Origin of the sequence: Trinickia mobilis, assembly GCF_017315705.1 — a bacterium.
Taxonomy (GTDB): domain Bacteria; phylum Pseudomonadota; class Gammaproteobacteria; order Burkholderiales; family Burkholderiaceae; genus Trinickia_A; species Trinickia_A mobilis.
Map to the genome: position 1 here is coordinate 16140 of NZ_JAFLRF010000026.1, position 15037 is coordinate 31176.

General features: G+C 67.2%; 12 protein-coding genes. 8 read left to right on the forward strand and 4 right to left on the reverse strand.

Features of this window, described 5'->3' with window-relative positions; genetic code table 11:
• The first annotated feature begins 94 nt into the window (after positions 1-94).
• From J3489_RS26385 to J3489_RS26395, 3 genes are all read left to right on the forward strand, one after another.
• Positions 95-1411 carry an MFS transporter gene (locus tag J3489_RS26385; RefSeq protein WP_207003114.1) on the forward strand — a complete coding sequence of 439 codons (1317 nt, stop codon included), beginning with the start codon at positions 95-97 and terminating at the stop codon, positions 1409-1411.
• 110 nt (positions 1412-1521) lie between these two features.
• On the forward strand, positions 1522-2010 hold the full coding sequence (locus J3489_RS26390) for a LysM peptidoglycan-binding domain-containing protein (protein WP_242540317.1): 489 nt from the start codon (positions 1522-1524) through the stop codon (positions 2008-2010).
• Positions 1998-2417, forward strand: a complete 420-nt coding sequence (locus J3489_RS26395; RefSeq protein WP_207003115.1) for a hypothetical protein — start codon at positions 1998-2000, stop codon at positions 2415-2417. Before J3489_RS26390 ends, J3489_RS26395 begins: the two co-directional genes overlap by 13 nt.
• Positions 2418-2499: 82 nt before the next feature.
• Here the strand turns inward: J3489_RS26395 and J3489_RS26400 are convergent, their stop codons facing one another.
• The 3 genes from J3489_RS26400 to hemC are packed head-to-tail and all read right to left on the reverse strand — an operon-like array spanning position 2500 to position 6709.
• On the reverse strand, positions 2500-3693 hold the full coding sequence (locus J3489_RS26400; protein WP_207003116.1) for a heme biosynthesis protein HemY: 1194 nt from the start codon (positions 3691-3693) through the stop codon (positions 2500-2502).
• A gap of 2 nt (positions 3694-3695) precedes the next feature.
• Positions 3696-5717, reverse strand: coding sequence for a fused uroporphyrinogen-III synthase HemD/membrane protein HemX (gene hemDX, locus J3489_RS26405; RefSeq protein ID WP_207003207.1), 2022 nt, complete (start codon positions 5715-5717; stop codon positions 3696-3698).
• An 11-nt stretch (positions 5718-5728) separates the two neighbouring features.
• Positions 5729-6709 (reverse strand): hydroxymethylbilane synthase, encoded by a 981-nt coding sequence (gene hemC / locus J3489_RS26410; protein WP_207003118.1) that lies wholly within the window; start codon positions 6707-6709, stop codon positions 5729-5731.
• Positions 6710-6939: 230 nt separating this feature from the next.
• Here hemC and ppc point away from each other — a divergent pair, with 230 nt between their 5' ends.
• A complete protein-coding gene (gene ppc / locus J3489_RS26415; RefSeq protein ID WP_207003119.1) occupies positions 6940-10080 on the forward strand; it encodes a phosphoenolpyruvate carboxylase in 3141 nt (1046 codons plus the stop codon).
• 91 nt (positions 10081-10171) lie between these two features.
• On the opposite strand, the gene J3489_RS26420 is transcribed toward ppc, so the two are convergent.
• Positions 10172-10924: a class I SAM-dependent methyltransferase gene (locus tag J3489_RS26420; RefSeq protein WP_207003120.1), complete on the reverse strand. Its 753-nt coding sequence runs from the start codon at positions 10922-10924 to the stop codon at positions 10172-10174.
• Between the two features lie 164 nt (positions 10925-11088).
• Here J3489_RS26420 and J3489_RS26425 point away from each other — a divergent pair, with 164 nt between their 5' ends.
• From J3489_RS26425 to argH, 4 genes are all read left to right on the forward strand, one after another.
• The gene (locus J3489_RS26425; protein ID WP_207003121.1) at positions 11089-11922 is read left to right on the forward strand and encodes a helix-turn-helix transcriptional regulator; all 834 of its coding nucleotides are present in this window, start codon (positions 11089-11091) and stop codon (positions 11920-11922) included.
• Positions 11923-11962: 40 nt separating this feature from the next.
• Positions 11963-12541 carry a sigma-70 family RNA polymerase sigma factor gene (locus tag J3489_RS26430; protein ID WP_207003122.1) on the forward strand — a complete coding sequence of 193 codons (579 nt, stop codon included), beginning with the start codon at positions 11963-11965 and terminating at the stop codon, positions 12539-12541.
• Positions 12541-13383 carry an anti-sigma factor gene (locus J3489_RS26435; RefSeq protein WP_207003123.1) on the forward strand — a complete coding sequence of 281 codons (843 nt, stop codon included), beginning with the start codon at positions 12541-12543 and terminating at the stop codon, positions 13381-13383. Before J3489_RS26430 ends, J3489_RS26435 begins: the two co-directional genes overlap by 1 nt.
• Before the next feature lie 158 nt (positions 13384-13541).
• Positions 13542-14948, forward strand: coding sequence for an argininosuccinate lyase (gene argH, locus J3489_RS26440; RefSeq protein WP_207003124.1), 1407 nt, complete (start codon positions 13542-13544; stop codon positions 14946-14948).
• Positions 14949-15037 lie beyond the last annotated feature (89 nt).

Here is a 15037-nt window from a genome sequence, read left to right on the forward strand (position 1 = left end):
ACAACGGCGTTTTCGCTGCTCCGGCACGTTCGATGCGCTGTACCCGAGCCGCTGATCCGGCGGCCGGTTTTCGACACGAAAACAAGGGGACAACATGGCAAGTTCAGCAGACCAGCTTCCGCTTCCCGGCGCCGGCGCGCCGTCGACGTTCGAAGAAGCGACCTACCGGAAAGTCGCGCGCCGGCTCACGCCGCTCCTGTTGCTGTGCTACGTGGTCGCGTATCTGGACCGCGTCAACGTCGGCTTTGCGAAGCTGCAAATGGCCGCCGACCTGCAATTGAGCGATACCGTCTACGGACTCGGCGCGGGCATCTTCTTCATCGGGTACTTCTTCTTCGAAGTGCCGAGCAACCTGATCCTGCACCGCGTCGGCGCGCGCATCTGGATCGCGCGGATCATGATCACTTGGGGCATCATTTCCGCGCTGACGATGTTCGTCACGACGGCGACGATGTTCTACGTGATGCGCTTCCTGCTCGGTCTCGCGGAAGCGGGCTTCTTCCCCGGCATCATCCTCTACCTCACCTACTGGTATCCGGCTAACCGGCGCGGGCGCATGACGACCTGGTTCATGACCGCGATCGCCCTCTCCGGCGTGATCGGCGGACCGATTTCCGGGTACATCCTCAAGAGCTTCAACGGCATGAACGGCTGGCATGGCTGGCAGTGGCTGTATCTGCTCGAAGGCCTGCCGTCGATCATCGTCGGCGTGCTCGTGTTCGTGATGCTCGATGACCGGATCAGCAGGGCAAAGTGGCTGAGCGGCGAGGAAAAGCAACTGCTCGAGCGCAACATCGAGGCGGAGGACGCCCAGAAGGAGGACCCGACGCTCGGCGCCGTGCTGACGAGCCCGCGCGTGTTGCTGATGAGCCTGATCTACTTTTCGTTCGTGATGGGGCTGTACGGCGTGAGCTTCTGGCTGCCGACGATCATCAAGGCGACCGGCGTGACCGACGCGTTCGCGATCGGCCTCTTGTCCGCGATTCCGTTTGCGGCGGCGGTGATCGCGATGCTGCTGATCGCCCGCAGCGCCGACCGCATGCGCGAACGCCGCTGGCACGTCGCGCTGCCGGCGGCGGCGGGCGCGCTGGGGCTGGTGCTGTCGGTGACCTGGGCGCACAACACGCTGCTCGCGATGACTGCGCTCACGGTTGCAACGGCCGGGATCATCACGACGCTGCCGCTTTTCTGGAGTCTGCCGACGTCCTTCCTCGCGGGCGCGGGGGCGGCGGCCGGTATCGCGATGGTCAACTCGATCGGCAACCTCGCCGGCTTCCTCAGCCCTTACGCGGTGGGCTGGCTCAAACAAGCCACGGGCGCGAACGACTCCGGCATGTATATGCTGGCGGCGTTCATGGTGCTCGGCGGACTGTTGGCGTTGAGCGTGCCGGGGAGGATTGTGAATAAGTAGCGTGGCTGAAACTGCCGTTCGTTCGCGGGCGGCAGTTTCGTAAAGCAAGCTCCGAGGTGCAATAACGGGTCGCTGGCGTCGACGAACTGAACGACAGTCTCGCTCACGGATTGCACGGAATTCATTGCAACAATGTCGCAGCAAGCCCACTTCCATTTCAATTCGATTTCACTTGTTCGAAAGGAGGGGGCACTGAATTCGATGACGGCTACCACCATCCTTCCTACAACATTCGGGCCGGCATCGGCTACCTGCTCATGCGTTTGGCGAATTTCGGCCTGGCAAGCGTGCCGGAAGCCGACCCCACAGTCTACGAAGTGACCGTCAAAGCGGGGGATAGCCTGGACAGGATCGCCAGGAGCAAAGGCTCCACGTTGGAATTGCTTCGGCAATTCAACCCTCGCGCCCACGTGCTGCGTCCCGGCCAAGTCCTCAAGTATCGCCGCGGGGCCATCCGCAAGGTTACTGTCGGCTGGAAGCCGATGACGACAAGAAATATCGCCATCTACTGCAACGTCGGCGATGCCATGTACGCCGCAAAGCTGGATTACGCGCTGTCGGTGATGTTTAAACAAAAGGAAGCTGCATGCGCGCCGTGACTTTCACACTGCTCTTGGCCGCCGCTGCGATGCCTGCTCTGTCGATCGGCGCGGGTGCGCCGTTGACCGGGGTCTTTTATGGCGAGGGCCGCGCGTGCTTCGGCGGCCTGTTCGTACGCTCAAAAACGATCGAATGGAATTCCAGCTTCAGCAAGTGCGGCCCAGTTCGCTACGAAATACTCGATCAAGACTTGGCTGGTGAGCAGCCTAGGATCGCATATCGTTTGCTCGAACGCTCAAAGCAATGCCGGAGCGCAGTCATCGCGCTTAGCCACTACGATGGAAACGTCTGGGACGTCAAAGGTTATCCGTCCGTTGAGGCGTATGAGAAACGGGAAGTGCCGGATTGGAAGCATTCCGCGCTGCCAGATCGCACGGTGACTTCGTGCGGAATGCTCAAGCAATGAAAGGCGAGCGGCTAAGCGCATCGTCCGTCTCGACGGCCGTGGCGACAATCTCACCAGAGTAGCGCCGCTGGCCGCCGCCTCGTCAAACCACATTCATCGCCAACGCACTGGCACGGTAGTGCTGATTCGCACGCCCCGCATCGCCAAGCTGCTCGAAAAGCCGCGCGAGCGCGCGGTGCGTACGGATCGTCAGCGCTTCGTTGTCCCCCGCCATCTTCAATGCCTGTTCGAGGAACGACTGCGCCTTGCCCCAGAGCTGTTGGTGCAGGCACAAGCGGCCGAGCGAGAACAGCAAATCCGCGTCTTCAGGGCGCTCCTTGTGCCACGCCTCGGCCTTCTGGATCAGCGGCAGCGCATCGCCGCCAGCAGTATCCGGATAGCGTCGCAACAAGCGCGCGTCCCAGTTGTTCGCAAGCGCATCCTCGACGATCTTGCGCGCGGCCTGGTGTTTGTTCAACGCGACCAACAGTTCCGCCGCCAAGTCGGCGAGCCGCGGGGATTGACGCTCGCTCGCCGGCAGCGAGTTCCACAGCGCGAGCAGCTCATCCGCGTCGTGGCGGCGGTCGCGCAGCAGGTTTTCGGCTGCCTGTTGACGCAAGCGGACAGCCGCGGCCGGGTGGATCGCCTCGCGCTTTTCAAGCGACTTCACGAGCTTCAGCACTTCCGCCCAGTTCTTCAACTGCTGCTGCGCGCGCAGCGCGATCTGCTGTGCGTGAATGCGGCGGCCACCCTGTGATTGCATTTCGGTGAGCGCGGCAAGCGCGCCGCCGGCATCGCGGCCGTCCGCGCGCATGTCGGCGCTCGCCATCAGGCGCGCGTCCTGCCAGTCGGCGGCGTCGATCTGCGCAAGCCACTCGTCGCGGCGCGCAAATTCGTGCATCCGGTGCGCGGCCGCCGCCGCGATCAAGCCGGCAGCGCCCTTGTTCGCGTTGTTCGTCAGCGAATCGCGAGCCGCTTTTTCCGCGCGCGGGAAGCGGCCCGCGAACAGGTTGCCGACGGCTTCACGCAACGCGGCTTGCGCCTTCGCCTCGCGCGAACGCGCGCGATACGCGGCGACGCGCTGCGGCATCTTCCAGACGTTGCGCACGATGCGCATCACCGCGTACATCAGGATGAACAGCACCACGATCGCGACGACAAACAGGTTCAGCGAGATATCCACGCGATACGGCGGATAGACGAGCAGCACCTGGCCGGCGTCGAAGCGCCCCACCGTCGCGAGCACGACCGCGATGACGAAGAGAAGCGCGAGCCACAAGAGTCCTCGGATCGCCATCGTCAGCCCCGGCTCTTGTATTGGTGGACAGCCTGCAGGCTCGTGTCGATGTTCGGCACAACGACCGCCGCGGAGCCCTGGTCCACTTCCTTCACGAGGTCCTGCACGGTCTGCGTGCGCTTCGACGACGCGTCGCAGTAGCGCGCGAGCGCAGCCTCGGCGGCGGCGAGGTCCGACTTGAGGGTCGTCTGATTGCGCGAGAGCAGCGCAAGGCGCGCCGACAACAGGCGCAGCTTCAGATTCTCGCGAATGAAATAGCCCTGCTCGGGCGAGTTCAGCATCGCATCGGCGTTATCGATGCGGCGCACCTGCACGAGGCTCGTCAGCTGCTGGCCGATGCCCGCCGTGAATTCCTGCCACCAGACCTTCCAGCGCGGCTCTCCGGTAGCGGCCGCCACCTTCGCGGTATCGGCCGGCGTGCTCGCGTGCGGCGTGGCGTGCGCAATCGGCGCTTCGCCCGCGAGCGGCAGCGTGTCGACCTGTTCGATCGCGTTGTCGAGCTTGATGGCGAGGCCGGTCAAATCGGTGGACGGCGCGGCCTTGAGCTTGTCGATGTCCTGCGCGATCGCCTTGCGCACGACTAGCGCTTGCGGGCTATCCGAAGCCGCGAGCCGCGAATCCGCGCTTTGCAGCGCGAAGAGCGCGAGTTGCGTGTTGCCCGTAAGCGCCAGTTGTTCGCTTGCGCTCGACAGCATCTGCTGGACTTCGGCGAGCGTCCAGTCGTCACGATTGCGCGCGAGGTCAGCGTATTGCTGCTGCAGCGCCTGCTGGGCGTTCTGCGCGTCGGCGAGCTTGCCTTCGAGCTGCGAGAACTGCGAATCGACCTGGTGCACGGTCGCAAGCGCCTGATCGGTCTTCACGCGCAACTCGGCCACTTGTGCATCGTTGGCCTGCTGGCGCTGCGCGAGCCGCGCATCCATCCGCACGACCTTGCGGTTCAGCGCGAAGCCGCCGACAGCCGCCGCAGCGAGGAACACGATCACGACGAACCACAGGAGCGCGATGCCCATGCCGCCGCGCCTATGCGCTTCGTAGGGCGTAAACGGCGGGTTCGGCGGCAACGGCGGAGGCGCCACGGCCGGCTGGGGAGTCACGTTGTTGGTATCGTTCGTATCGCTCATGCGTGTCGGGGCCGGGTGAGTCGAAGCCGGTTGATTGAGGGAGGCGCCGGGCGCCCCTGCGTTGGGCGCGGCGCGCTGCGACTGAGCGCAGGCGGCGAGTGCGCGGACGATGCGCTCATCGCCCGCGCCGGACATCGTAATGCTATCAAAACCCAATCCGCGCGCAGTCTCGGCGATGCGCGGATGCGGTGCGACAAGCGGCGCGCGCTTGAGCGCGGCGATTTCGGGTGCGGTCAAATGCTCTTGCGCGAGGTCGTTCAGATTGCGCACGCCCTCGGAGCTCGTCACGAGCCACGCGTGCGGCGCGCCCGCGAGCAGCGCGTGCACGCGCTCCCAGGCGCCGATCGACGGGTCCGGCACGACGCGCCGGTATGCGGCGGCCGCCTCGACTTGCGCGCCGGCCTCGCGCAAGCGATCGGCGAGCCATTCGCGGCCGCCGTCGCCGCGCACGATCAACACGCGCTTGCCTTCGAACGCGCCCTCGCCGAGTTCGGCTTCGAGCGCGGTATAGAGCGCTTCCGAGTCGAAGCGCGCGCCGTCGTCATCGACGCAAGACGACGGGCTCACGACGCGATGCCCAGGCGCGGCGACCCCATGCCGGGCCAGCGCCGCGACGCTGCCCGGGCCGACCACGCCGATCGGCAGCGCGTGCGGCCAGATCGCGCCGTACTTCGCGAACGCATGATCGATCGCGTTCGGCGACACGAACACCACGAGCGCATAGCTATCGAGCGACGCGAACGCGGCACGCAACGGCGCATCGTCCTCGGCCGGCGCGATATCGATCAGAGGAAATTCGAGCGTTTCGATGCCCTCGGCGGCGAGACACGCGGATAGTTCGCCCGACTGTCCGGCCGGTCGGGTCACGATTGCCGTGAAGGCGTCCGGCGTCGCGCCGCCCAGTCCGCCCGTCATCACGCGCCGGGCTGGCCGCCGTTGCCGGCGAGCGAGCGGACGATCTCGAGCGCGCCCTGCGCTTCGAGCGCCGCCGCGACTTGCTGCCCGAGCGCGAGGGCCCGCTCGGGGCTCGTCACGGGCGCGGACGCTTCGGCTGCGAGCACGCGCGTGCCGTCGGGCGTCGACACGCGGCCTTTCAAATGCAGCGCGCCGTCGCGCCACATCGCATGCGCGGCGAGCGGCACCTCGCAGCTGCCGCCGAGCGCGCGCGACACCGTCCGCTCCGCCTCGACCGCGAGCGCGGTCGCCTCGTGATGAAGCGGCGCGAGCCACGCGGCGAGCTCGGCGCGCCCCGCGCGAATCTCGATGCCGAGCGCGCCCTGGCCTGCCGCGGGAAGGCTGTCGCCCGCATCGAGCAGCGCGCGGATGCGCGCGCCGAGGCCCAGGCGCTTCAAGCCGGCGGCCGCGAGAATGATCGCCGCGTACTCGCCCCGATCGAGCTTGGCGAGGCGCGTATCCAGATTGCCGCGCAGCGGCCGCACGACGAGCTGCGGATAGCGCGCGCGCAACATCGCTTCGCGGCGCAGGCTCGAGGTGCCGACGACGCTGCCCGCGGGCAGCGCGGAAAGCGATGCGTAGCCGTTCGAAACGAACGCGTCGCGCGGGTCCTCGCGCTCCATCACCGCGGCGAGCGAGAAGCCTTCGGGAAGCTCCATCGGCACGTCTTTCAGCGAGTGCACGGCGAGATCGGCGCGGCCGTCGGCGAGCGCGATTTCCAGTTCCTTCACGAAGAGCCCCTTACCACCGACTTTCGACAAAGTGCGATCGAGAATCTGATCCCCGCGTGTCGTCATCCCGAGGATCTTTACGTCGCAAGATGGATATAATTTGTGCAGCGCATCGCGCACGTGTTCGGCCTGCCACATCGCCAGGCGGCTTTCCCGCGAGGCAATCACGAGCGTGCGCGGCGAGGTGGCGGAAAGCGTCTCGGAGTTCATTGCGTAAGGCTTCGAATGACGGGATGGATAACCAAGAATGGTAGCACGCACGTCCTGGCCGATTTTTCGGACGAGCAAGACTGAAACCCTTGCCGCACGCGAAGCAGTACCGCGGTCAGCAGTTCACGCGCCTCACCTCGAAATCAGCGCGGTTGTCGTAGGTTCCGCAGTTGCCTTACCCGCAGTCCATCTATCTATTCATAGACTCTGGCTTCACTGAGGAAATCATCGTGACGTCTTCCGGATCGGCGCGCTCTGCCCGCCGCAACGCTGCATCGCCCGCCCACGAATCGGCCGCGCCGGCCGCATCTGCCACGAAGGCAGCCAAAACAGCCAAAGCGGCCCGAGCGGTCAAAGCTGCGAGAACCGTGAAAGCGGCTCAATCGCCCAAGAGCGCCAAAGCCATCAAAGCGGTAAAGGCCGTGCAAGCCATCGAAACCGAAGCCGTCGCCCCGCTCGCCGAGGCGAAAGCCGCCGGCAAAACCCGCGCGAAAAACGCGGCCAACGACGCGAGCCAAGCCGCCGCGCCGTCGCCGCGCGCGCAAGGCCGCAGCCGCGAGGACAAGGATCAGCCGCTGTTTCAGGACATCCGCTACCTCGGCCGCCTGCTCGGCGACGTCGTGCGCGAGCAGGAAGGCGACGCGGTGTTCGAAGTCGTCGAGGCAATTCGCCAGAGCGCCGTCAAATTCCGCCGCGAAGACGACAGCAGCGCCGCGCAGACGCTCGACAAGAAGCTGCGCGCGCTCACGCCCGAGCAGACGGTGAGCGTCGTGCGCGCGTTCAGCTACTTCTCGCATCTCGCGAACATCGCCGAGGACCGCCACCACAACCGCCGCCGCCGCGTCCACGCGCTCGCGGGCTCCGCGCCGCAGGCGGGGACGATCGCCTATGCGCTCGCGCGCCTGACGCAAGCGGGCGCGGCCGCCACGCCGGTGCTCGAGCAGTTCTTCCACGGCGCGCTGATCGTGCCCGTGCTCACCGCGCACCCGACCGAAGTCCAGAGGAAGAGCATTCTCGACGCGGGACGCGCGATCGCGCGACTGCTCGCCGAGCGCGACCAGCCGCTGACCGCGCGCGAACGCGCGCAAAACGAGGCCATCTTGCGCGCGCGCGTCACGTCGCTCTGGCAGACGCGCATGCTGCGCGACTCGCGCCTCACCGTCGCCGACGAAATCGAGAACGCGCTGTCGTACTACCGCGCAACGTTCCTGAACGAGATCCCCGCTCTCTACGCCGATATCGAAGCCGAGCTCGCCGAGCACGGCCTCGCCACGCGCCTGCCGCCGTTCTTGCAGATGGGCAGCTGGATCGGCGGCGACCGCGACGGCAATCCGAACGTGACCGCCGCGACGCTCGAAGAGGCGATCACGCGGCAGGCCGCCGTGATCTTGGAGCACTACCTCGAAGAGGTGCACAAGCTCGGCGCGGAACTCTCCGTGTCGAACATGCTCGCGAGCGCGAGCGATGAACTGAAGGCACTCGCCGCGGCGTCGCCGGACCAGTCGCCGCACCGCGTCGACGAGCCGTACCGCCGCGCGCTGATCGGCATGTACACGCGGCTCGCGGCGAGCGCGCGCGTGCGGCTCGGCGAAGGCGCCGTCCCGGTGCGCGGCGCGGGCCGCAGCGGGCCGCAAGTGCGCGCGAAACCGTACGCCGACTCGAGCGAATTCACGCGCGACTTGCACGTGCTGATCGATTCGCTCGCCGGCCATCACGGCGAATCGCTCGCGACGCCGCGCCTCGCGCCGCTCGCGCGCGCGTCCGAGGTGTTCGGCTTCCATCTGGCCAGCATCGACCTGCGCCAAAGCTCCGACATCCACGAAGCGGTGATCGCCGAGCTGCTCAAGAAAGCGGGTGTCGAGCCCGACTACGCGGCGCTTGCGGAGGCCGACAAGCTGCGCGTGCTCATCGCCGAACTTTCTCAGCCGCGCCTTTTGCGCTCGCCGTACCTCGACTACTCGGACCTCGCGAAGAGCGAGCTCGGCGTGCTCGAGGCGGCCCGCACGACGCGCGAGCGCTTCGGCGCGCGCGCGGTGCGCAACTACATCATCTCGCACACGGAAACGGTGAGCGACCTCGTCGAAGTGCTGTTGCTGCAGAAGGAAGCCGGCTTGCTCGAAGGCGTGCTCGGCAGCCCGCACGCGAGCGCGAGGAACGGCCTGATGGTGATCCCGCTCTTCGAAACCATCGCCGACTTGCGCAACGCGCCGCACATCATGCGCGACTACTTCGCGCTGCCCGGCGTCGACGCCATCGTCGAGCACCAGGACGGCGAGCAGGAAGTGATGCTCGGCTACTCGGACAGCAACAAGGACGGCGGCTTCCTCACGTCGAACTGGGAGCTTTACCGCGCGGAACTGGCGCTCGTCGCGCTGTTCAAGGCGCGCGGCATCACGCTGCGGCTCTTCCACGGCCGCGGCGGCACGGTCGGGCGCGGCGGCGGCCCGACCTACCAGGCGATCCTCTCGCAGCCGCCCGGCACCGTCGAAGGCCAGATCCGCCTGACCGAGCAAGGCGAGGTGATCGCGAGCAAGTTCAGCAATCCCGAGATCGGCCGGCGCAACCTGGAGACGGTGGTCGCGGCGACGCTCGAAGCGTCGCTCCTGCCGCAAGGGAATGTTGGCCACGTGCCGGGCGCGAACCTGGCCACGTTCGAAGAAACGATGCAGACGCTGTCCGATGCGGCGATGGCCGCCTATCGCGCGCTCGTCTACGAGACGCCCGGCTTCACCGAGTATTTCTTCTCGTCGACGCCGATCGCCGAAATCGCGGAGCTCAACATCGGCAGCCGGCCCGCGTCGCGCAAGCTGCAGGACCCGAAAAACCGCAAGATCGAAGACCTGCGCGCGATTCCCTGGGGCTTCTCATGGGGGCAGTGCCGGCTCCTGCTCACGGGCTGGTACGGGTTCGGCAGCGCGGTCGCCGCGCACCTGGACGGCGCGGGCAGCGACGCCGAGCGCGCCCGGCGGCTTTCGGCGCTCAGGAAGATGTACAAGACCTGGCCGTTCTTCTCGACCCTGCTGTCGAACATGGACATGGTGCTCGCCAAGACCGATCTCGCGGTCGCCTCGCGCTACGCGCAGCTCGTCGCGGACAAAAAGCTGCGCAAGCACGTGTTCGAGCGCATCGTGGCGGAGTGGGAGCGCACGTCGACGGTGCTCTCCGAGATCACCGGCAAGGAAGAGCGGCTCGCCGACAACCCGCTCCTCGCGCGCTCGATCAAGAACCGATTCCCGTACCTCGACCCGCTGAATCACCTGCAGGTCGAGCTGATCAAGCGCCACCGCGCGGGCGATACGACCGCGCGGCTGCGGCGCGGGATTCACCTGACGATCAACGGGATCGCCGCGGGGCTGCGCAATACCGGCTGACAACGGCGCACTCGTCACGCGACGCCCTGCCGCGTCGCGTGACGCCCGCTTCACATCACCTGCCTCATCACCTGCCTCGTCACCTGCCCCGTCACCGCGCCTCGATCATCAACACGTCCAGCTTGAATGATCCGTCGGGCTGCACATCGAAATACTCGCGCACCTCATCGGGCGCGCTCGCCCACATCGAACGGATCGCCGCGACACGCACCTCGGGCGTGCGCATCCGCGCGACCCACGACGCAAACTCGATCGGCAAACGCCAGCGCTCGCGAATCTGCGCGGTAAAACCCGCGTTCGCCAACAGCGCGAGCCATTCGTCGGCGCGATAGTCGCGAATGTGCGACCCGTCGCGCAGCAATTCGATCGCCTGGATGTGGGTGTCCAGCAAGGGGGCGTCGATGCCCGCGACGTCAATGAACAGCACCCGGCCGCCCGGCTTCAGCACGCGGCGCACTTCGGCGAGCGCGCGCGGCACGTCGTGCCAGTGGTGTGCGCTCATCCGGCTGATCGCCCAGTCGAACGACGCGTCGGCAAACGGCAGCACTTCGGCCGCGCCCTGCTCGGTGCGGATATTCGCGAGACCGCGCTCGCGCGCCGCCGCGGCGACGGTCGCCAGCATCTGCGGCGCGAGATCGTACGCGACCACGCGCTGCGCGTGCGGCGCGACCGCGAAGCTCGCATGCCCCGCCCCGCAGCCGAGATCCAGCACGGCGGCACCGGGCGTCGCGCCGATTTCCGCCGCCAGCGTTTGCAGATCGGCGCCGCTTGCATGCACGGCACTCGTCAAATAAGCGGCGGCAGTCGAACCGAACGCCTCGGCGACCTGATCGTGATGTTTCATCGATAGCTCCTTGAAGGGGACTTGAGGACACCGCGCCGCAGTGCGCGGACCCGGTGTGTGCCGCTACAATAGAGCCCGCCCTGTACCAGTACAAGTTAAGCAATTATCCTGGTACAAAAGCTGCTCCCCTACGCTTGATCTCTGGCGTCACCCGTCGACCGAACATGACCATCCCGTCGCACCCCGGCGATCCGCCCCCCTCCTCGTCGAGCGCCACGCCCGCCCGCGCGCTCGGCGACTTCATCCGCGCGCATCGCGAACGCCTGTCGCCGATGGCGGTCGGCCTGCCACCGGGGCCGCGCCGCCGCACGCCGGGCCTGCGGCGCGAGGAAGTCGCGCAACTGTGCGGCGTGAGCCCGACCTGGTACACGTGGATCGAGCAAGGACGGCCGGTGTCCGCATCCGCTGATGCGCTTGCGCGGATTGCGGTCGCGCTGCAGCTCTCGCGCGCCGAGCGCGCGTACCTGTTCGAGCTCGCCGAGGAGCGCGATCCGGCCGAGCCCGATCAGGCGGCCACCGACGCCCCCGCCGCCCTCATCGAAACCGTGCAGCTCATCCAATCCCCGGCCTACGTGCTCGACCGCCAATGGACCGCGTTCGCGTGGAACGCGCCGGCCGCCGATCTTTTCGCCGGCTGGCTGGACGACGCGCCGGGCGAGACGCGCGACCGCAACCTGCTGCGCTTCACCTTCACGGCGCCGTCGGCGCGCACGCTGATCGTCGACTGGGAGACGCGCGCGCGGCGGCTCGCGGCGGAATTCCGCGCCGATTCGATCCGGCACCTGAACGATGCGCCGACCCGCAGCCTCATCGATGCGCTCGCCGCCGAAAGCGACGCTTTCGCGCACTACTGGGCGTCGCAGGACGTCGGCGAGCGCGAGGGCGGCGCACGCGAATTCGATCATCCGCGGCTTGGGCGCGTCGTCTACGATCAGATCACGTTCAAGCCCGCGCACCGGGACGATTTGAAGCTCGTGGTGCTGGTGCGGCGCTCATAGGCTCCATTAAGATAGCCGCGCGAGCCCATAAGAATACGCCATGACCCCTCTTCCTCCCGAGCCCACGCCGGACGCCCTTACCGCCCTCCTCGCGCGCGTCGCCGGCGAGGACGCCGCGGCGCTGCGCTCCCTCTACGATCTGACCTCATCGAAACTGTTCGGCGTCGCGCTCCGTATATTGGTGAAGCGCGAGTGGGCCGAAGAGGCGCTGCAGGACGCGTTCGTCAGCATCTGGCGCTACGCGGGCGACTACCGCGAGAGCCTCGCCGCGCCGATGACCTGGATGGCGGCGATCGTCCGCAACCGCGCGCTCGACTGTCTGCGCCGGCAAAAGACGAGCGCCGCCGGGCAAACCGAATGGAGCGAAAGTTTGGATGAAATCTTGGCAGGACCCGACCCCGATCCCGCCGACACCGCGCTGCTGAGCCAGGAGGCCCGGCGGCTCGCGATCTGCATGGAACGGCTCGACGCGAACCAGCGCCAGGCGCTCGCGCTCGCCTATCTTCGCGACCAGAGCCATAGCGAGATCGCCGATGTCTTGAAGGTGCCGCTCGGCACGGTCAAGTCATGGGTCCGGCGCGGGCTCGAAAAACTCAAGACGTGCATGGGAGGTCCGTGATGGATCTGCATCGGCATCCGGGACTCGTCGACCGGCTCGCGGGCGAGTACGCGCTCGGCGTGCTGCGGGGCGCGGCGCGCCGCCGTTTCGAGCACATTGCGCGAAGCGATGCGGCGGTGCGCGTTGCCGTCGAGGAATGGCAGGCGCGCGTGCGCGCGATGGTCGAGCTGGGGCCGTGCGTCGCGCCGCCGCTGTCGGTGTGGGAAGGAATCGCGCGGCGGCTCGAATTGAGCGCCGCCCGAAGTGCAGCGTTGGCGGGTGGGGAGACGCCGGCCCCTGGGGCGGCGTCTGCGCGGGCCGCCGCGCCGCCGCGGCAGCCGGCTTCGCGCCAGGCGAGCGGCTCGCGCTGGTTCGAAAGCCTGTCGTTCTGGCGCGGATGGTCGGTTGCCGCGACGGCCGCCGCCGTGCTTGCGCTCGCCGTCGCACTGCGGCCGCTCGTGCCGCAAACGCAGACTCAAGCGCCTGCGGCACAAGTCGCCGAGCAGCCCGACGGCCCGGGGATCGAGCGCGTCGCCTATATGGCCGCCCTCAACGATGTACAGACGAACAAGACGATGATGGTCGTCATGTGGGATCAGAAGAGCGCGATGATGACCGTCCATCGGATGGGCGGCGACACGGGCCCGTCCGGCCATTCCGAGCAGTTGTGGGGGATGCCGCAGAACGGCCACCCGGTATCGCTCGGGGTGATTCCGCCGGGTGGCACGATCCGCATGAAGGTGCACGGAATGGACGCGTACTTGAAGCTCGCGGTATCGAAGGAGCCGCAAGGCGGCTCCCCCGACCCGAACGGTCCGACGGGGCCGGTGATGTGCGTGGGCAAGCTGATGGCGACGGCGTGACGCAGGGCGCGCACCATCGCGCCGGATAGCGCGCCTTATCTCGACCGGCCGAGCCCGGCCGCACCGGGCTGCGATGTTAGAATCGTCTCCTCTCCCGGCACGCCCAACGCGTGCTTCCCACGCCGTAGTACCACGGCACTACGTTCACTGCCATCACCATGACGTCCCAACTGCACAAAAAAGGCGAAGCCTGGTCGGCTCGCTTCTCGGAGCCGATGTCGGAGCTTGTCAAACGCTATACGTCGTCGGTTTTCTTCGACAAGCGCCTCGCGCTCGTCGATATCGAAGGCTCGCTCGCGCACGCGTCGATGCTCGCGGCGCAGGAGATCATCGGCGAGGACGATCTCGCCGCGATCCAGCGCGGCATGGCGCAGATCAAGGGCGAGATCGAGCGCGGCGAATTCGAATGGCGGCTAGACCTCGAGGACGTCCACCTGAACATCGAAGCGCGCCTGACCGCGCTGATCGGCGATGCAGGCAAGCGCCTGCACACGGGCCGCTCGCGCAACGACCAGGTCGCAACCGACATCCGCCTGTGGCTGCGCGGCGAAATCGACCGCATCGGCGGCTTGCTGAAGGACTTGCGCGGCGCGCTGATCGACCTCGCGGAACAGAACGCCGAGACGATCCTGCCGGGCTTCACGCACTTGCAGGTCGCGCAGCCGGTCACGTTCGGCCACCATCTGCTCGCCTATGTCGAAATGTTCACGCGCGATGCCGAGCGCATGCGCGACTGCCGCACGCGCATGAACCGCCTGCCGCTCGGCGCGGCGGCGCTCGCGGGTACGAGCTACCCGATCGACCGGCACGCAGTCGCGAAAACGCTGGGCTTCGACGGCATTTGCGCCAACTCGCTCGACGCGGTCTCCGACCGCGATTTCGCGATCGAATTCACGGCCGCGGCGGCGCTCGTGATGACGCACGTCTCGCGCTTCTCGGAAGAACTCGTGCTGTGGATGAGCCCGCGGGTCGGCTTCATCGATCTCGCGGACCGCTTCTGCACGGGCTCGTCGATCATGCCGCAGAAGAAGAACCCGGACGTGCCGGAGCTCGCGCGCGGCAAGACGGGCCGCGTGAACGGCCACTTGTTGGCGCTCCTCACGCTGATGAAGGGCCAGCCGCTCGCGTACAACAAAGACAACCAGGAAGACAAAGAGCCGCTCTTCGACACCGTCGATACGGTCGCGGACACGCTGCGCATTTTCGCGGAGATGGCCGCGGGCATCACGGTGAAGACGCAGGCCATGCGCGCCGCAGCGCTGCAAGGCTTCTCGACGGCCACCGATCTCGCCGACTACCTCGTCAAGCGCGGCCTGCCGTTCCGCGACGCGCACGAAGCGGTTGCGCACGCAGTGCGGATCTGCGTGGACCGTCAATGCGACTTGGCGGACCTCGCGCTCGACGAGATGCGCAAGGAGTTGCCGAACGTCGCGCACCTGATCGGCGACGACGTGTTCGACTACCTGACGCTCGAAGGTTCGGTGGCGAGCCGCAACCATCCGGGCGGCACCGCGCCCGAGCAGGTGCGGGCCGCGGCGAAGGCGGCGCGGGCAGCGCTGGGGTGATCTGACCGATCGCACTCGCAGCAGCGTTGCCAAGGAAAACGGCGGACTTCTGAACTGACCCCGCGCCGTTTGTGTTTCAAGCGCAGACC